Origin of the sequence: Pseudodesulfovibrio nedwellii (assembly GCF_027923765.1) — a bacterium.
GTDB lineage: Bacteria > Desulfobacterota > Desulfovibrionia > Desulfovibrionales > Desulfovibrionaceae > Pseudodesulfovibrio > Pseudodesulfovibrio nedwellii.
The window spans coordinates 1,175,841-1,195,212 of sequence record NZ_AP026709.1; the positions used below are offsets into that span (position 1 = coordinate 1,175,841).

Genomic DNA, 19,372 nt, shown 5'->3' on the forward strand with positions numbered 1-19,372 from the left:
AGGAAGCTTTCACGTTATCCAGCATCCTTTCAAAAAGCATATCCCGTCCGTCTGTCAGACAAGAAGGAAATAACGACAACAAAAAACGACCAACATCACACGGATGTCGGTCGCTAAAATGATAAGTATATTTTAAGAACTATCCGCTGACACGCTTGATACGTGCGCCCACACCGGAAAGCTTGGCTTCGATGTTTTCGTAACCGCGATCCAAGTGATAAATACGTTCAATAGTGGTCGTACCCTCGGCTGCTAGGCCAGCCAGCACGAGAGATGCACTCGCCCGCAGATCAGAGGCCATGACCGGTGCTCCCCTGAGCTGATTCACCCCATGAACCATGGCAGTGCGCCCCTTGAGCCGAATGTCGGCACCAAGACGAACCAGTTCGAGAACATGCATGAATCGATTCTCGAAGATTTTTTCCTCGATAATCCCCGTCCCCTTACCAAGGCACATGAGAGCCATGAGCTGAGCCTGCATATCAGTAGGAAACCCGGGATGAGGCAATGTGGTCACATCCACATTTTCCAACAAACCATTGGCTCGGCGGACCAAAACATAGTCTTCTTCCTCCTGCAGCCACACACCCATTTCACGCAATTTGTAGCTGACAGCATCCAAGGCGTTGAAGGGACAATCCAGCACTTCCAATTCTCCACCAGTAATGGCCGCAGCCACCATATAGGTTCCGGCTTCAATGCGATCCGGCATGACGCGATAGTCGCATCCAGAAAGAGAAGACACTCCTTGGACCTTAATCACACTAGTCCCCTGCCCGGTAATTTTCGCACCGCAGGCATTGAGAAAATTCGCAAGATCCGCGACTTCGGGTTCACGAGCCGCATTCTCGATAATACTTTCACCCTCAGCCAAACAAGCTGCCATGAGAATATTCTCGGTGCCACCTACGGTTGGAAAGTCCAAAGTAATTTGGGCACCTTTAAGGCCACCCTTACAGTGTCCCTTGATGTAGCCTTCAGTAATTTCGAACTCGGCTCCCATGCGTTCAAAACCACGAAGATGAAGATCGACCGGACGCGCACCAATGGCACAACCGCCGGGGAGTGCAACTTTAGCTTCTCCCAATCTGGCCAGAAGCGGGCCAAGACACAATACAGATGCACGCATGGTCTTAACCAGATCATACGGAGCTTCAGGTTTGAGTCCTGTACACAAACTCGTAGCCTTGTTGTCTTCAAAGGATGTTTCGCATCCAAGAATATTCAAAAGTTTCAAAGAAGTTCTGATATCAGCCAATTTGGGAACATTGCTCAGATTGACCTGCCCCTCTGCCAAGAGACATGCCATAAGTATAGGCAGAGCCGCATTTTTAGCTCCGCTGACCTGAATACTTCCCTGAAGCGGAACGCCACCTTCAATAATTAGTTTATCCATCTGTTACCTTTTTTTATTCTTTTGCTTGACCGTAGTAAAAAGCTTAGTTAAATACTGCCCCTCACACGGTGGGTGTAGCTCAGTTGGTAGAGCACCTGGTTGTGGCCCAGGTGGCCGTGGGTTCAAGTCCCATCACTCACCCCAAGTGACCATAATTGGACGGAACATCAGTTCCGTCCTTTTATTTTGCCTGAGTAAAAGCATTCTCATTCAGTGCTTTGATTTCGTTCCCTGCCTGAGACAACAGTTCACGCAAACGTTTCGCAGCTTCGGGTTGAATTTTCTGTTCCAAAAGGATGGATCGTGGCCCGCCGCCTTTCACGCCGGTATACGCTTCGTTCAAAACTGTCCGATCTGTAAAGCCGCCACTATTGACTGCCAACCCCGCATACAATCCACTCCGCTCTCCCACGAAATATACGTTACCAGATTCATAAAATTCATCAGTCTCATGGATTTCATAATCGATATTAAGAACAATCAGACGAGCATGGGCCTGCAAAATGGCACCAGTCAGCAACATGTAACGGACATCATCCTCATGCATAAACAAGACGACACCAGACTGTTTTGAAACTCCAGCCTGAAATCCGAATCCAACCGACCCTTTGGTCAGAAAGACCGGACCGGTCCAGCCTTCATCCGTCGAGGCCATCAAAACAGCGTTGCCACCACCAATGGACACAAGCAGGCTCGCCTCGCCAATGGCGGGAATGATCAACACGCCCTTGGCCTTGTCGATCATCTTGCCGATAACACCTTCGTGATCATTTCGAATCGTCGTTTCAAGGACGTTCGCGGCCTCGTCCACCAGTGCATTTGCAGCGGCAATATCACCGTCTGCACCACGGGTGGTTTTCCCGGCGCACCCAGCCATCAGGACGAATCCCAGTATCAGGGGCCAAATAAAACAGTGACGTGTATCCATGAGAAAGGCCTAAAGGGAGTGTGTCCCTGTGTCAAGAACGTTTGCGGAGATGACGTACGTCTCCAACGCGGACTGTCAATTTCTCTTTATCAAAATACTCCAATATCGGAATAAGATACTTACGCGAAAGCCCTGTTATCTCCTTGCAGTCAGGGGCGGACATTTCTTGATTATCCGCAAAAAAAGCAACTATCCGGCCTTGAAGGTCATCCAAGGCCGCCTTATGATAATACATGTCACCTTTGATGCGTACCAACGCTCCTTGCTCCTGCAACAACTTCAAAACACCAGAAGCCTGCTTAAAGTCCATGCCAAGCGGTTCAAGTACATCCTTGAGATTGGGCGGGGTACCGCCTCCTTTAGTATAGGCATCAAGGATGGTTTCACGGACTTTTGCCTGATCTGAAGCCAACGAAACTTTATGCCCTTTCAACTTGAGCAATTCCTGCTCGGCAATGATTTCACCAGTCTTAAGCATCCGTTCAACCACAAAATGAAACAACTTGGGAGGCAAATCATTGCCCCAAGAGGAAGCCAGTTCACCTCGTTGCACACCGGGTTTCATAGAATCCCTGGCATGAAAATCCTTCAAAAAGACAAGCAGACTCTCACCAAGTGACGCCGCCAGTTGCCCACCGGCATACCGACGCGTTTCCTTGTCAAACAACACAGACTTCTGCTGACCACCAAGTAGTCCCAAAGTCTTCTCCAACCCCTTTGTTTCAAGATTGGTCATGGTCAGCAATTGTGCGAAAGTCAATCCGACAGGACCTGCTAATTCCAATTGGGCTGCTGCCACCTCTTCGGGCGTCTCGGCAGCAAGCTGCTGCATAAGCTCCACCTTATCCGAGAATCGTTTTATAGTATGCCCGACTGGTCCTATAACCCGACCACCTGCAAAAGCGCGGAGCGGAGAAAATGCGCGCAACACGATACGATCACCATATACTGCGGCCAACGGTTCCGAAAATCGGACCTGACAGACGCAAGTTTCACCGGGTTTCAGATCTTCTCGATCCAACAGATAAACACGAGCCAACACTTCACGCGCACCGTGATGAAAATGTATTTCCCGCCGATGCTTGAGCGGCAGATGTGAAGATTCCAGAACGGTTAACTCGATGTCCCACACAGTTGAAGGGAACAATGACCCCGGGCGAGCCAACACATCTCCCCGCCTGATATCGTCCACTTCCAGGCCATGCAAATTGATGGCCGTCCGTCGTCCGGCCTGAGCTGTCTCCACAGCCTCGCCATGCGATTGCAAACTACGCACTTTGGTCTCTACTCCGGCTGGATAAAGAATAATATCGTCACCAACAGAAATGGAACCGGAAACCATAGTCCCGGTGACCACGGTACCGTGTCCTTTCATGGTGAACACACGATCCACGGGCAGACGAAATAGATCGGAACGACGACGGGGCTTGAATTCTGCCATCAAGGTCCGCAACTGATCCTTGAGCGCATCCAATCCGTCACCGGTATGCGCGGATACCGGTATAATCGGTGCGCCAGCAAGAAATGTTGGTTCAAGATAAGACGCAACTTCTTCTTCCACCATCTCCAACCATTCCGCATCCACCATGTCAGTCTTGGTCAAAGCAACAACGCCAGTTGTCACACCAAGCAATTGACAAATCTCCAAATGCTCACGGGTCTGGGGCATGATGCCTTCATCCGCTGCAATGGCCAAAACCACAAAATCAATACCTGCAGCACCGGCCACCATGTTCTTAACGAATTTTTCATGGCCAGGGACATCGACGATACCCAGTCTGTTCCCCTCTCCCAAATCAAGAAAGGCAAAACCGAGTTCTATGGTGATACCGCGTTTTTTCTCTTCGGATAATCGATCACAATCAATACCGGTAAGCGCTTTAATGAGTGTTGTCTTTCCATGGTCGATATGACCGGCTGTTCCCATGATAACGGGCATATATGGTAATCCTTGACTATCTGTTTTTAATTACAACGAGAACTTAGATGATAGGGAAAAACAGGCTTCGCCACAAGAGCACAAAACAAGCTCTCAACTTTAAAGTCAAAACACAATTCAACACTGGATGCAATTTCTCAAAAAAACACTCAATCAATATACAAATACGTTTATTGTCTCACCATTCAAAGGCAAGTGGAAAACCCAAAAAAACGCACTATTCCTGTTTATGATTACCATCTTTCCAAAACTCTCATGGGGTGTAGACAATAATGTTTGCACCCTTTTTTCATCATATCGTGACAATTAGAATAGTTTCATATAGGACCAGTATTATATTTTTTCTTAATCAATATACACACTCAATCTGTGGAGTTATTATTTCATGATATCCATGAGAATTACACAGTGCGTTATGGCTCTCCTCATAACGGCTGTCTGCATAAGTCCCTCTTTGTCGATGGCAGCCGCACCTTCTCAAGCCCCCGACCCAATAGGTGAAGTGATCCACATCATGGGGTTTGTCTCGGCCCAAATACCGGGCATGGACGCCAGAAAACTTGAATTGAAAAGCCCAGTTTTCATCCATGAAGTTATTGTCACAGGAAGAACCGGCAACGTGGAAATCCGCTTCAAGGATGACACCATTTATTCTCAGGGAACCGAGTCGACTCTCTCCATGGACGACTATGTCTTTTCCGAAGACGCTTCCTCTTCGAAACTCCTTTTCAAAATGGGCGAAGGAACATTCCGTTTTGTCACAGGCCAAATCGTCAAACAAAATCCTGACGCCTTTGCTTTGACAACCCCCATGACCTCCATCGGTATTCGAGGCACTGAACCTTTCGCTATTGTCGAACCCAAACGGGAACGCATAGGGGTTCTCGAGATAGCTTCTGGACACACGGTAGTTGTCACTTCAGAAATAAACGCCATGTCAATGTCTGAAGCAAATCTCATGACCGATATTGAACTTGGCCGTCCTCTTTCACCACCAGCCCCTATCCCTGCTGCGGTCCGCGAAAAAGTCATCAAGGCAGCCCCCATGACTAGTCAGGGAGAGTTCGGGTTGTATGGCTCAAAAAAAGAACTTCAACTCAAAGCTGATGGTTTCAAGAATCTTCTGAATTTTGAAAAAAAACAAATTGGTGGGTTGAACGTCCATCCAGACTACCAACAACTGCGCAAAATTGCTGTGCAGGAGCGAGCCTTCAATAACGCCACAAATGAACGAGATGGAAAGACAAAGGCGGAAGCAGGCTTGGGTGGCGGTGAAAACACAGATACCGCTAGCAGCGAGAGCGAAGGCGGCGGAGCAAGTAGTCCTGCAGGGTCTACCCCATAACGAAAGACTCAAATGGCTAAAAGCATGAACCGTTGACGCCGATGAAGGAATAAAACGATGAATCGATTTCTCAAATATAGTGTTTTTTTTATACTTATTACCCTCCTGCCTGCCGGTTGTGTCGTCGAGAAAGTGACGAATCAAATACCGGAACGACAAGGAACAAAGGCGTATCTGAAAAAAGACTACGACACCGCTATCACCAAATATGAGTATGCTGCGGAAAACGACAATGCCAACGCAAAGTACGCATTGGCCACAATGTATATGGAAGGTGAAGGGGTTGAAAAAGACATGAACAAGGCCCTGCAACTTCTTGAGCAGGCATGCGATCAGGAACAAAAGGACGCACTGCTCATGCTCGGCCTGTTTTACGTCTATGGGGACAATGTCCCGACCGACGAAATCAAAGGCGCCGAACTCATATACAGAGCTGGCGTCGCTGAAAATGATGTAGCTATGTACTACATGGGCCATCTCTACGCAGCAGGTGTCGGCGTGAAAAAGGATCTTCGCCGAGCACAAATGTGGATGAACAACGCCAAAAAATTCGGTTTTCCTGTCAAGGAAGAACTCCTGACGCTCAAAGGATTAGAAGCTTTGTACGACAACTAACCCACTGTATAAAACAAAATAAGGGGTGCCAACAGACTGTCGGCACCCCTTTTCTATCCAATTCGCAGCTACCGTTTCAGGAATTCCCTGAAAGCCAGTGTGCAGGCGTAAATATCAGCCTTGGAGGACAACTCGAAAGGTGAGTGCATGGACAATACAGGCACACCGACATCAATGACATCCATACCGTATACAGCCAAAAATTTAGCCACAGTTCCACCACCACCGACATCGACTTTGCCAAGCTCGGCCATATGCCACGGGATACCAGCGTCATCAAAGATACGCCTAAGCCAACCGATGTAATCAGGATGGGCGTCATTGGCTCCCACCTTGCCACGATGGCCAGTAAATTTATTGAAGCACGGCCCATATCCAATACGAGCAGCGTTCAGGGGCTCGTATACATCCTTATGATCAGGGTCCATAGCGGCAGATACATCCGCAGACAGCACTGAGCCATTCATGAAAATTAAGGACAAGCGTGCGCCCGGTTCCCATGCCTCGGCCAATTCTTCCATACAATATTCAAAAAAGTACGACTTGGCACCAGTTGAACCTTCGGAACCAATCTCTTCCTTGTCCCAAAACAAAACAATCTGCGCATACTCAGGCTCTTCTTCAGCAAGCAATGCTTCCAGAGCACAAAACACACTGGACCGATCATCCTGACCATATCCGCCAATAGTGGCCTCATCCAAACCGACAAATCGAGCCGGACCAGCCGGAACAGCCTGCATCTCCGCACTGAAGAAATCGGACTCGTCAATGCCATACCGCTTATTCAACAGCTCAAGCACCATGCGCTTGACTGGTTCTTTGGGACCATCATCGTCCTTTTTGTCTTTGGATACCGGAGAATGTCCAAAAAACAGATTCAACTTTTCTGCCTCAAAGGCATCAGAAACCTTTTTACCCATTTCACTGGCTGCCAAATGTGGCAACAAATCGGTAATAGTAAAGACCGGATCCTTGGGGTCCTCACCGATGCACACGGTAACTTCCTCGCCGGACTTCTTGATCACGGTACCATGTAGAGCCAATGGGATGGTCAACCATTGATACTTGCGGATACCTCCATAATAATGGGTCTTGGCAAGACAAATATCCGTATCTTCATAAAGTGGACGCTGCTTCAAATCCAGACGCGGGCAATCTGCATGCGCACCAACCAACCGGAAGCCTTCGGATAACGGACGTTTGCCCTTCCGTGCCAGAAAACATGTCTTGTTCCGATTAAACCGATAAGCCAACGAAGCCTTAAGATCATCCTTGAACCCGGCCTTATCCACTCGTTTGCGCACATAGTCCATAACCAGGCGTTCGGTCTTGCATTCACTGAGAAATTTCACATAATCTTTTGCCATGGCATCCATGGCTTTGCGATCTTTCTTGGAAGAATACACTTCCCACGCAGTCTTTGGTTCATATTCAAGTACTTTTTTCTTGCTCATGACGAATCCTTATTTTTCGGTCAGGGAAACCATAGCCTGCTCCAACGCGGAGGCGGCCATTTTAAGTTCTGTCGAAGCCAATGTACGTGGATCAATAAGAAACTCATCATCCTCAATACGCGCCACCAACGGAGGGTCGGTCTGAAGAAGCGCGTCCTTCAAATCTCCCACGGAAATATTCTTTACGGCAATAGAAACCATGGTACCGGGCAGATCATACTCGGGGAAGGCCCCGCCTCCCACTCTGGATACTCCCTTTTTCATGGAAACCACAGCTCGCTCGCCGAGAGAATGACGAATGGCGTCAGCCAAACGACGCGCCTTGCTCTTGAGCGCTTCTTGTGATGCGGTAATCATTTTCAACGTAGGAACCTTGCGTCGAGCTTCATCCATGTCGAGGTAAAGTCGCAAAGTCGCCTCAAGAGCAGCCAACGTCATTTTGTCGATGCGCATAGCCCGATTAACCGGATTATTCTTGATGCGATCAATATATTCCTTACGTCCAACAATGATACCCGCCTGCGGACCACCGAGCACTTTATCACCGGAAAAAGACACTACATCCGCACCTTGTGCCACGGTCTGTTGCACCGTGGGTTCACCGAGCAAACCGTCACCCTGCAGTGAATACAGAGAACCGCTCCCAAGATCTTCGATTACCGGCAGATTATACTTGTCACCCAGTTCTCGCATTTCCGGCAGCGTCACTTCCTTGGTGAATCCGACCACCCTAAAATTGGACGTATGAACCCGCATAAGTGCACCGGTTTCATCATTGATAGCATTCTCGTAATCATGGACATGGCTTCGATTTGTAGCACCGACTTCATGCAAAATGGCCCCGGACTTGGTCATGACATCCGGGATGCGAAATGAACCACCGATCTCCACGAGCTGCCCGCGAGACACGATAACCTCTCGTCCCTTGGCCAAGGTTTCCAACATGATAAAGACTGCGGCGGCGTTGTTGTTGACCACAAGTGCAGCCTCAGCTCCGGTAATATCGCACAGAATTTTCTCCACATGAGAATACCGGCTACCCCGATGTCCGGTGGACAAATCAAATTCACAATTGGAATAATGGCCGCACGCCTCCGCCACAGCCTTGATGGCGGACTTGGCAAGAAGTGACCGGCCCAAATTCGTATGAATGACAACGCCCGTACCATTAAGTACCCGCCTGAAATGTGGACGGGACTGCGCACGAACAAATGCGACCAGCCGAGGCAACAATGCCGTAAGGTCCAATTGCTCCGATGTTGTGATGGCGCCGGAACGAATCTCCTCTCGACAAACATTCAAAAAATCATTGACCAAATCCTTGATCAAAGCACGCGGCAGATCTCGAAAATCTTCAATGGCCTCAAGGGAAGAAAGGACCTGATCCACGGACGGAAGATATCTAAAAATTTGGCTCATATATTTCTCATGTTAGACTGTAAGACATTCGGGATACAATCTATAGAACTCCGCCAACAAGTACAAGGACCCACAAACGAGTGTCGGACCGGGAACATTCGCCCCCATTTCAAGAGCCTCTCCCATAGACAGAGCAGGGCGCGCCTTACCTCCCAAGGCTTCGGCCAACACATCGGCACCCATCGCTCTTTCGTTTTCCATTGCAGGAACAAAGATCGGCCCATCGGTCAACGCCTGTACCAACGGCACCATGGAGGCCAGATCCTTATCTTTCAAACAAGCGAAAACAACGCACTCCGGCCGGATATTTTGCGCATTCAATGCTGCGGAAAGCGCGGTCAAGGCATGGCTGTTATGCGCCCCGTCAAGCATGATACTCCGCCCGTCGATATCCACTGTCTGCAACCGGCCCGGCACAAAAACGGTCTCCATACCAAAATTTTCGAGACGAGGCTCACTCCGAATATCTCGACCAGCAGCGAACCATCGCCACCCGGCCAAAGCAAGCTGAGCATTCATGGTCTGATGAATACCATTGAGGCCCAACTTCACACCACGAACAGGTTCAGCCAAGTCCACGGAGTACATCAACCGTGCACCGACAGATTGAGCACGATCCTGCAACTGAATCATGGCATCGGCTTCCTGCGGACCTGTCAGGGCCACACCTTCATGACGCATGGCACCAGCCTTATCCTTGGCAATTTCTGCCAGCGTCGAACCAAGGAGCTTCTCATGATCCATACCAATAGGTGTGAACAACGTCAGCCCGGGAGCCAGAACATTGGTGGCATCGAACTTCCCACCCAATCCGGCTTCCATGACGGCTACGTCTACACCTTCTCGTTCAAACGCAAGCAAAGCCAGACAAGTTTGAAATTCAAAATAAGTCAAATCTTCACCACCGGACGTGGACAAGACTGCGCTGGCAAGCTCAACCCATACCTCACGAGAAAGCATGGCCCGATTCACCTGAATCCGTTCTCGTGGAGAAATAAAATGTGGTGAAGAGAAAAGCCCTACCTTGAGGCCATGAGCGCGGGCAATGGAACCAAAAAAGGCAGAAGTAGACCCTTTGCCGTTGGTTCCGACCACATGCACCACGGGTATATTCGGCATACCGTGTGCAGCCATAAACGTTTCCATGCGGTCCAAACTCAAATCCATATGGAAAAGTCCGAGCCTGTCCATGTATTCAGCCAATTGAGAATAATCTTTTATATATGTCACGGAAGCTCTTTTATCAGGATTTGGTCCGGCATGAAACATCTATGATCATCTTCTGAAATCTCGGCATCATGTCGGGACTTCTTATAATCTGGCTCTACTAGTGGATTTCCTGACAAAATACGTGCTATCGTATGTTGGAATTTATCCATTGGAGGGATATATGCTCAGAAAAGTCACAATCAAGACTCGTATCCTGGTACTCATTACCAGCATCGTCATTTTCATTCTTGGATTCTCGCTTGCCTTTCTCAGTGGAGTTGGAAAAGTTAAAGACATCGGCGTCGAACGCTCAGACCAGGCCATGTTTCAAGGTGAAGAACGAAAACTGCAAGTCGCCACCCACTCCATGGCCGTCAGTATTGGCGCAGCCATAGCCGAAGCCCCTATCCTGGAAGAAAAAATAGATATCATTCGAAAACTAGTGGATAAAATTCGCTTTGAGGAAGACAAATCCGGTTACTTCTTTGTCTACAACAACACAACATGTGTAGCTCTACCGACTAAGCCTTCCTTACACGGCAAAGATCTCAAGGACCTCAAAGACAAAAACGGGGTGGCTCTGGTCGCCGAATTAAATAAAAAAGCACATAATGGAGGCGGTTTCGTCGAATATATCTGGCCCAAGCCAGAAAAAGGAGATCAACCGAAGCTTTCCTATGCAGAACTCATCCCCGGCACAGACATGTGGATCGGCACCGGCGTATATCTGGACAATGTAGCTCATGCAAAAGAAGTCATCGCCAATGACATCGACTCATTGGTTTCGACATATGTATGGGCCACTGGCAGCGTCATCATTGCCGTCCTTGTCTTGATTATTCTTCCATTCTGTTTGCTCATTGTTCGTTCCATTGTCCAACCGCTCAATGAAGCCGTTGTCTTGGCCAACCATGTGGCATCCGGCGACCTGACTACAGACATTCAATCCGACTACAAGGACGAACCAGGACTGCTGACGGCGGCCCTCGGCCAGATGGTCGAAAGACTGCGTTCCATTGTCGGCCAATCAAAGTATGGTGCGGACCAAGTGGCGTCCGGCAGCACTGAAGTCACGGAATCAGCCCAATCGCTGGCAGAAGGCGCAAGCCGTCAAGCCGCAGCCGTAGAAGAAGTCTCAGCGGCTATGGAAGAAATGATCGGCCAAATCGGTCGGAACACGGAAAACGCCACCCAAACAGAACAGATGGCAAACCAAACGGCTCAAGATGCTCAACAAGGTGGCGATACGGTCATGGAAGCCGTTGACTCCATCAAGAATATTGCTGAAAAAATATCCATCATTGAAGAAATTGCTCGCCAGACCAATCTATTGGCCTTGAACGCAGCCATTGAAGCAGCCCGCGCAGGCGAAGCCGGCAAAGGCTTTGCGGTTGTCGCAGCAGAAGTTCGCAAACTGGCCGAACGAAGCGGCGAAGCGGCCTCCGAAATCGGTGAACTTTCTTCCAGCACTCTAAAAAAAGCAGATCAGGCTGGAGCCATGTTGACCAAGATGGTCCCGGATATCCGCAAGACCGCTGATCTGGTGCAGGAGATTTCCGCAGCCAGTATTGAGCAAAATACGGGCGCCCAAGAAATCAACAGGGCTATTCAGGATCTGGACAATGTCATCCAACAGAATGCGAGCGCGTCTGAAGAATTAGCGGCCACGGCCAACGAATTCACCAACCACGCGACCGGCCTGCAACAAGGTATGCAGTTCTTCAACATCGGGCACCAAACTGATCAAAACTTTACGCCGACACATTCAGTTCGACCAACAACACCCACAACACAGTTGCCGCCATCCAAACCAACACCGACAACAGCCCCTGACAATGGTTTCTCCCTCGACATGGAGGGAAGTTCCGACGAAGGATTTGAACGGTTTTAAACCCCAAAAAAGACAAGGTCGGGTACATTCAAACGAATATGCCCGGCCTTTCTTATTTTCAGGAAAGAGAAATCAAAAGTTCGGCGAGCTTTGTCCCATCAATGTACGGAGCACTCATCTCGGTTACCAAGGGGTGATCAATGACAACCAGTCCCATGTCCCGCACAGCTTGTTCGTCAATGCCATCGGGGTACTCGCCGTTTGCGACATCCACCACCACAGCCTCAACCGGTCGACACCCTTCAGGCGCCCCGCTCACAGCAAGATAATGCAATAACAATCGGACCTGATCAGCTACAGACAAGCCAACAGCTTCCGGGTCGTGCCCCATACTCGGGACAAATACCTTGGGACATGGATTCTCGCATATTACCGCTCCCACGCCCTGAGGCAACAGATTAGCTATCACGCTGGAATACAGACTGCCGGGCGGATAACAAATAAGATCAGCATGACTGATACGCTTTTTGATATCTTTGCCTAAAATAGGATAAACAGGAGATGTTCGCTCAAAAGAATCCGTCAACCACATGGACCGAATGGGGGCCTCAAGCGGCGAAACCTCCTTGCCGGTCATCAAATGCTGACCAACAATAATGGTATCATCCTCCAGTTCTACGACCAGATGCAGATCCATATCCACAACAGGGCGGACTTCTCCACGCACTGTCGCCAACTCGGAAAACATCTCAATAACCGGTCCCATTTTCCGGTCTTTGGAGAGGTATCCGGCGGTCAGGATCAAATTGCCAACACTCGCCCCGCACAAGTCGAAATCAGCTGGCATAATCGCCAAAAATCGTTGCAGGTAATCCATAATGATCACGCCCACAGGACCGGGGATGCAGTGCATCAAAAAATGTTCGCCCGATGCCAGCCTATCGAGGTCATTACGCAACTCGACCTGATCCGCCTGCTGACTCAAGCGGTGGGTGAACAGCGCGTACACACCGTTATTTCCCTGCACGGACTGATCAGCCAATGCCATGAGTCGATTACGAATATCACCAACTGCTGGCATACCAAACGCATTGCGAAGCACGGCAGAACTGCCGCCCGAATCAAAAGGAGTAATACAATGAATGGAATTATGCGTCAGTCCGACAAGCGCACGCGATGTGTCACGCAACGCAGTGCCACCACTAAAAAACAGGATGGACGGTCCTGATTCCGGATTCTGTCTCCACCGCTGCACCTTAATGGAATTAATCATGCGCACCTCCTGCGCAGAGTCCCCGACCTTTTACATTACGCATACTTTGCGTGACACCGCCCCTTTTCGTGAACGAGCGCATCAATAGCCGTATGCATCCGACTGATGTCGCCAGACTCATACGCATCTTTGAACGCCGCACACGCCTCGGTGTATATGTCATAATATTCATCACCGTAACCAGGATAACTGACCATGAACGCAGAATCCGTCAAAAATGATTCCACTGCCTCACGCGGTGGCTCTTCGCCATCATGAATCATCTTGACCAGCATCCTGAAGCTGGACTTCATACGTTTCTTGAGGTCCTTGTATTCCGGTTTGATTTCGCCACAGGTCTCACATTCCACATCAAATGGCGCAGAGCATTCCTGCTCACTCTGAAATTTCATTTTAAGAACGACCTGACCAAAATCGGCCCGCCCTTTAATCTTGAACTTCTTGAAATCATCGACACAGGCAAATTCATCCGTTCCGCCATTCTCCAACGCGTCGGCCAATTCCCGAAAAAAAGTGGGAAGATCTTTTTGTTCCACTTGTCTGAATATCTTAGTTCCGCTGCTCATGAATTCTCCGTAAAGGGTTTTGACTCAATAATGAGAACAATTTTCCACGAAGGATGCAAGGAGAGTTTTTCCTCTATACAGCCTGTATGACCGCATACCAAACAGGCAACGTAACGAAAGCCAACAGCGTCCCGACTCCGACCAAAGCCACGGCAAGCGATGGCCTCAACCCATGGCTCATACAGATGATTCCACCAGTGACCATTGGTCCCATGGCAGCTTCGAACACCGTGACTTGCGAAATCACATCAGTCTTACCCAAAATCACCATATATAGAATAAGGATGATCAATGGAGCAAAAACAAGCTTATACCCTAATCCAATGAATAGCTCTCTGACATTGCCATGAATGGCACTGAAACACAGCGTCATCCCCACGGACAACAAAGCCAAGGGACTAAGCGTCGAACCAAGACGGGAAAGCACCCCTGTAAGCCACTCAGGATATGCAATCGGCTGAAGCGCGATGCCAAGCAAAATAGCAATAAATGGAGGAAACAGGAAAACTTTTTTCGCAACCATCAACCCACTGACTTTCTCACCAGAGACCTTGGCCGCAAGAATGATTCCGGGAATAGCGAGAGCCAAAAAGGTACCGCCCGTGTCACAGAGCATGCCCACACCGATATACTCTGGCCCGAAAAAAGTCTCGATCATGGGCAATCCCACAAACGAAGTATTACCAAGCCCGACGCACAGGGTCAGGCAAACCACAGTCTTTTCATCCCATCCGAATCGACGCCCCAAAAGAACAAAGAGCGCATACCCGACACCAAAAACAATCCAAGCCATGGCAGCAGGCAACAAAAGATCCACCCCCAACGGCAGGGAGTGGGCATAAAGCAAAGCCAATGCGGGCATGGACATATAAATAATAACAGCATTCAGAGCCGCTGGCCCTTTTTCATCAATGACTCCAGCCACACGCATGGCAAGACCCAGCGCAAAACAAATACCCAACAATAAGAAATTTTCCATCCGTCTCTCCAATTTGTGCGCGGACGGTAGGCGTTTTCCACTCCGAGTTCAAGCGATTATCTTTTGCAACCAACACTCCCGACAGGACAAAATAGAAAAGAAAAGACTTGCAAACCACTCGCAGGGCATATATAAGCCATTTCTCCTGAACGTGCCGAAGTGGTGGAATTGGTAGACACGCATGGTTCAGGACCATGTGGGGGTTTCTCCGTGGAAGTTCGAATCTTCTCTTCGGCACCAGTAAAGAACAAGGACTGTGACATACGTCGCAGCCCTTTTTCTTTGTACTTCAGACGTCATACTTTCCGCAGCATGGTAAGGTTATGCCATTCTAGCAAACGCCATAGCCGTTCAACCTTACCACAATATTGCCCGTGCGGACTTTATACGCAAAAATTATTCGCTCTTCACTTCAGCATTCGCACTTACTTTTGCCAATACCGATACAAATGACTCAGAGTCGAACCCTTTAAATAAGCTGTGGTCCAATTTCTTAGCTCCACTTCTCTTAATTTCAAATCTTTCAACTCTGGGTTGTATAAAAAGACAATAGTTTGCTCCTGACAATCACAAGACGCAACCATATAAAGTTAGTCATCTTTCACTTTATGATACAGATATACTTTTTTCCCATTCAGTTCGAAAAAAGCAGGAAAATTTTCATTATCACAGCATCTTATGTGATCCCATAAATCGATCAACTTCATATTAGGGTCTATTTGGGAATCACTAGGGCTTCTCTTGGCTGTAAAACTCGAGACTCCCGTCTGCTCTCGAAAAACCAATACTCCTTGAGAGATGTCGTCTAATGCTGCTTCCAGACAATCAAGAACACCCTGCCATTGTTTTTTATAAAGGATGGGATAGTTATCCGTTTCCTCAATAGCAACATTTGATTGGCAAGCAATTGGCCCTGCATCAATACTGTTGTTTGGCCTAAAACAACTCACTGTAATATTGGGTCTCTTATTGCTTACAGTCCAGAATATCGGCGCATTTCCTTTGCCTTCTGGAAGTGGCGTTGCGTGAAAAAAAAGCATTCCAAATTTTGGGACATTGAGAATGTCTTCAGGAATAATTTCATATAATCCTGCACCAAAAATCAAATCATACGTTTCATTTACACAGTCAAAGCTTTCAATAACAATCGGGTCAGAAATATCGCTTACTTTCATTGAATGTTTGGCTAATTCTTGAGCAAAAGAGCCAATAAATCCTATCTTCAGGTCACTCATCTTACGATCAAATTGAACAATCATTCAACCACCTCTCTCCAAAACAGATACTTTAAACAGGTACTTAAAAAATAAACCATTAAGAGAAATCTGTCTAGGACTTGATAGAGCCACACGTGTTTTACGTAATCATTTTACTGGGGCTGTACCCCAAAAATCACCCCATCAGGATCCCAATAAAAAAAGGACTGCTTCTCCACAAAGGCCGGTAGAAAATCCCTAGTCGGCATATTTAGCTCATAAATATTTGACCGTGTTTGTTCTGGCTCAGACAATGGTTGCTGCCAATTAAATCAGCGATACTTTTCAAAAAAAAACATCAATACGACACAATTGATTCAAGCTTAAGGGGGGGGGGTAACACACGTCGCAGCCCTTTTCCTTTGTGCTTCAAAACAATACTTCATTAAGCAACACCCTGTAGGACCAACCCCATACAGCTTATCTAATGCTTGAATGGGACCAGTTTTCCCGACTACAACAAATGAAGCTATTCTTTATTTGATACACAGTGGCACATGTCGTCATTATTCCATGAAAAATTGATCTGCCATTTTAAATAAAGAACTCTATGTCTCAATTCCGTTCTTTCCGACTGTCCATTGTAGCCAGCTCATTCTTGCTCCTGTTGCTCTCGCCTCCTACTCAAGCCCAAGACGGCTTGTGGTCGCTATCATCAGGAATCCACTTTCCGCTCAAAAGCTTGTAACCATTGAAGAACGAAGGTCTCCCCCCGTTAAAGGCATACGAAGAAACATTCGGCCATATTCCATTATTTCACTGCGTAAGGACGGTTACAACAAACACAAACGCTCTATTAAACATGAAGAAAAAGGCTAAGACAGTTAACGGGTTCCATCTCCCATTGGATTCAAAACGGATGCCCTCTTGTATACATTTTGAAGCCTAGAAAAGGCCTTTGCGATAGAATCTACCACATTCTTTATAGATGAGTTATGGTAATCAGAGAATCGGCACCTTTATCGACGTTGATTCAAAAAACAATAAGAGCCACCAATGAGAAAGCACATCCCTTTGCATGTCAACATCCTCACGATCTTTACGGTTCTAGTTACAACAATCGTTTTAATTGTGATTGGTTACGGGCACAAAAGCAATTCTGACTCTGCTGTTATTGCCGCACACCAGCTTTTGCGCCGAGTTGAGATGTCCATGGTTGAAAAAACACAGGCCCTTTTCGACACGGCATTCAGGACCGTGGACACTTTCATCAATTTTAAAGACATCGGACAAAAAGCATCAATTCATTCTCACCCTTTGGAATCTGTTTTTTTTAAATTTCTCGAGCAGAACAAGGATTTTACTTCCATTTTTATTGGATTTGAAGATGGAGATTTCTTTCTCGTATCTTCACTGCACGGACGTAATGAATTAAAAAAGAGTCTGGGCATTCCAGAAAATGCAGTCTGGTATACACAAACAATTGCTCATCAGGCCGACAAGCAACGGTACGAACTCAGAAAATATCTGGATACAGGTTTTGTTACAGTTGGTTCTTCCGCTGAATTACACGTACAATATGACCCCAGACGTCGTCCCTGGTTCAGATCAGCCAGCGAAACAGATATTGCAACATTGAGTGATATTTATATTTTTTCTTTATCAGACGAACCGGGGATAACGGTTTCCCGTCGTTTTGACGCCACGGTTAAAGGCGTTGTCGGCGTGGACTTATCTCTCGCCAATGTGTCGCATTTTTTAAAATCACAGCTCATAGGCCCTGGCAATGAAATCATGATTTTTGACACTATCGGGAATGTCTATGCCTACCCTGATTTAAACAAACTGATCACCAGCATAGGCATTACTGAAAGCGACTCGACAAAAAATGCAAAAATTGCTGCACTCGGCTCTCCGGCTCTGACAGCTCTTGTACAATTACTTCAAACCAAAGACACAGACGTCATTCACGATCAATCACTTCTTGTGGATGGCACCACTCATCTCGTTGGCATTGAACCACTTCCCAAAGAATATGGAAAAGAATTATTCATAGCTCTCACAGTCCCGGAGTCAACTTTTACCGGCCCGATAGCTGAAGTTGGCAAACGAACATTCTTTGTCTCATTAGGGATGCTTTTCCTGTTTTTGCCAATACTATATTTCGTTTCCAAACGTATCAGCCGCCCACTCAAAATTCTCACTCAAAAAGTAGAAAATATTAAAGCTTTCAAACTGGATTCACCAATAAATGTTCAATCGAATATTCTTGAAATCCGAGAATTGAGCAAGGCGACTGAAACCATGCGTGAAGCCCTCAACGCTTTTGGGAGTTATATTCCCAAACCTCTCGTTAAAGCGATGATCGTCAACGACATTGTTCCAACGCTGGGCGGCGATCGCAGGGAAATGACCTTTCTATTCAGCGATATAAAAGATTTCACCACTATTTCAGAGACCCTCACTCCTGAGCAGGTGACAAGCAGTATTACAAGCTACTTAGAAAAAATGAGTTGGACCATCCTCCAGAACAAAGGGACCATAGATAAATATATCGGCGACTCAATCATGGCTTTCTGGAATGCTCCAGTAATCAACACCGAACATGCATTTCACGCATGCCTCACAGCCTTGCAATGCAGAAATGTACTTTCGGTATTTAATCAACATCGTCGAAACAATAATGAACCGGAATTCCTGACCAGAATGGGGGTGCACACAGGAGAAGCCGTTGTTGGAAACATAGGCTCTTCGGACCGCATGGACTATACGGCCATGGGAGCATCTGTAAATCTCGCTTCACGCCTTGAAGGGCTCAATAAGTACATGGGAACGGATATCCTTATCAGTCGACCGACAATGCTCGCAGCCGGAGATGAATTCCTCTTCCGCTTTGCAGGCAAAGTTGTCCCCAAAGGAACGACTGACGGGCTGTGCGTTTATGAACTGCTTGGGACAAAAATCAATGCAACAGGTATGTATGCCCCATTCTCTGTATCTGAAGAAATCATGCAAAAAACAGAAAAGTGGGAAGCTGCTATCCGTCTTTTCCTTTCACGGGATTTTGCGGGAGCAAAAGCCGCTTTCACTCCCCTTCTTGAAGAATATGGAGCTGATCCTCTCATTGAAAAATATCTGAAACTCACTCAGGAATTTTCAATACAATCACCGGATGATTCCTGGAACGGTGAACAAAGTTTCGACGTGAAATAAGGAGAGGTC

Annotated in this window: 14 protein-coding genes and 2 tRNA genes; 6 read left to right on the forward strand and 10 right to left on the reverse strand. The window is 47.5% G+C overall.

Features of this window, described 5'->3' with window-relative positions; all coding sequences use genetic code 11:
* Positions 1–139 precede the first annotated feature (139 nt).
* On the reverse strand, positions 140–1,396 hold the full coding sequence (gene murA, locus SYK_RS05755) for a UDP-N-acetylglucosamine 1-carboxyvinyltransferase (RefSeq protein WP_281762640.1): 1,257 nt from the start codon (positions 1,394–1,396) through the stop codon (positions 140–142).
* A gap of 68 nt (positions 1,397–1,464) precedes the next feature.
* On the opposite strand from murA, the gene SYK_RS05760 reads away from it, so the two are divergent.
* Positions 1,465–1,540 (forward strand) — tRNA-His (locus SYK_RS05760).
* 37 nt (positions 1,541–1,577) lie between these two features.
* On the opposite strand, the gene SYK_RS05765 is transcribed toward SYK_RS05760, so the two are convergent.
* Both SYK_RS05765 and selB read right to left on the reverse strand, forming a co-directional pair.
* Positions 1,578–2,324 carry a lipid-binding SYLF domain-containing protein gene (locus SYK_RS05765; protein ID WP_281762641.1) on the reverse strand — a complete coding sequence of 249 codons (747 nt, stop codon included), beginning with the start codon at positions 2,322–2,324 and terminating at the stop codon, positions 1,578–1,580.
* Positions 2,325–2,355: 31 nt separating this feature from the next.
* Positions 2,356–4,263, reverse strand: a complete 1,908-nt coding sequence (selB, locus tag SYK_RS05770; RefSeq protein ID WP_281762642.1) for a selenocysteine-specific translation elongation factor — start codon at positions 4,261–4,263, stop codon at positions 2,356–2,358.
* Between the two features lie 460 nt (positions 4,264–4,723).
* Here selB and SYK_RS05775 point away from each other — a divergent pair, with 460 nt between their 5' ends.
* Positions 4,724–5,608 (forward strand): FecR family protein, encoded by an 885-nt coding sequence (locus tag SYK_RS05775; RefSeq protein WP_281762643.1) that lies wholly within the window; start codon positions 4,724–4,726, stop codon positions 5,606–5,608.
* A gap of 57 nt (positions 5,609–5,665) precedes the next feature.
* Entirely contained in the window at positions 5,666–6,223 is a 558-nt protein-coding gene (locus SYK_RS05780; protein WP_281762644.1) for a tetratricopeptide repeat protein, read from the forward strand.
* A gap of 68 nt (positions 6,224–6,291) precedes the next feature.
* On the opposite strand, the gene SYK_RS05785 is transcribed toward SYK_RS05780, so the two are convergent.
* Genes SYK_RS05785 through SYK_RS05795 form a run of 3 tightly spaced genes read right to left on the reverse strand, consistent with a single transcriptional unit; the run spans position 6,292 to position 10,326 of the window.
* Positions 6,292–7,677: an aminopeptidase gene (locus tag SYK_RS05785; protein ID WP_281762645.1), complete on the reverse strand. Its 1,386-nt coding sequence runs from the start codon at positions 7,675–7,677 to the stop codon at positions 6,292–6,294.
* A gap of 9 nt (positions 7,678–7,686) precedes the next feature.
* The gene (gene selA / locus SYK_RS05790) at positions 7,687–9,096 is read right to left on the reverse strand and encodes an L-seryl-tRNA(Sec) selenium transferase (RefSeq protein WP_281762646.1); all 1,410 of its coding nucleotides are present in this window, start codon (positions 9,094–9,096) and stop codon (positions 7,687–7,689) included.
* 12 nt (positions 9,097–9,108) lie between these two features.
* Positions 9,109–10,326 carry a bifunctional folylpolyglutamate synthase/dihydrofolate synthase gene (locus SYK_RS05795; protein WP_281762647.1) on the reverse strand — a complete coding sequence of 406 codons (1,218 nt, stop codon included), beginning with the start codon at positions 10,324–10,326 and terminating at the stop codon, positions 9,109–9,111.
* Positions 10,327–10,486: 160 nt separating this feature from the next.
* Here SYK_RS05795 and SYK_RS05800 point away from each other — a divergent pair, with 160 nt between their 5' ends.
* A complete protein-coding gene (locus SYK_RS05800; RefSeq protein WP_281762648.1) occupies positions 10,487–12,196 on the forward strand; it encodes a methyl-accepting chemotaxis protein in 1,710 nt (569 codons plus the stop codon).
* A gap of 58 nt (positions 12,197–12,254) precedes the next feature.
* Here SYK_RS05800 and SYK_RS05805 read toward each other — a convergent pair whose 3' ends face one another.
* The 3 genes from SYK_RS05805 to SYK_RS05815 all read right to left on the reverse strand — a co-directional run bounded on the left by SYK_RS05805 (position 12,255) and on the right by SYK_RS05815 (position 14,954).
* Positions 12,255–13,409, reverse strand: a complete 1,155-nt coding sequence (locus SYK_RS05805) for a GAK system CofD-like protein (protein ID WP_281762649.1) — start codon at positions 13,407–13,409, stop codon at positions 12,255–12,257.
* Positions 13,410–13,444: 35 nt separating this feature from the next.
* Positions 13,445–13,975: a GAK system XXXCH domain-containing protein gene (locus tag SYK_RS05810; RefSeq protein ID WP_281762650.1), complete on the reverse strand. Its 531-nt coding sequence runs from the start codon at positions 13,973–13,975 to the stop codon at positions 13,445–13,447.
* A gap of 73 nt (positions 13,976–14,048) precedes the next feature.
* The gene (locus SYK_RS05815; RefSeq protein ID WP_281762651.1) at positions 14,049–14,954 is read right to left on the reverse strand and encodes an AEC family transporter; all 906 of its coding nucleotides are present in this window, start codon (positions 14,952–14,954) and stop codon (positions 14,049–14,051) included.
* Between the two features lie 153 nt (positions 14,955–15,107).
* Here SYK_RS05815 and SYK_RS05820 point away from each other — a divergent pair.
* A tRNA-Leu gene (locus SYK_RS05820) sits at positions 15,108–15,194 on the forward strand.
* A 350-nt stretch (positions 15,195–15,544) separates the two neighbouring features.
* Here the strand turns inward: SYK_RS05820 and SYK_RS05825 are convergent.
* On the reverse strand, positions 15,545–16,213 hold the full coding sequence (locus tag SYK_RS05825) for a formyltransferase family protein (RefSeq protein WP_281762652.1): 669 nt from the start codon (positions 16,211–16,213) through the stop codon (positions 15,545–15,547).
* A gap of 1,149 nt (positions 16,214–17,362) precedes the next feature.
* Here SYK_RS05825 and SYK_RS05830 point away from each other — a divergent pair.
* Positions 17,363–19,363, forward strand: coding sequence for an adenylate/guanylate cyclase domain-containing protein (locus SYK_RS05830; protein WP_281762653.1), 2,001 nt, complete (start codon positions 17,363–17,365; stop codon positions 19,361–19,363).
* Positions 19,364–19,372: the final 9 nt, after the last annotated feature.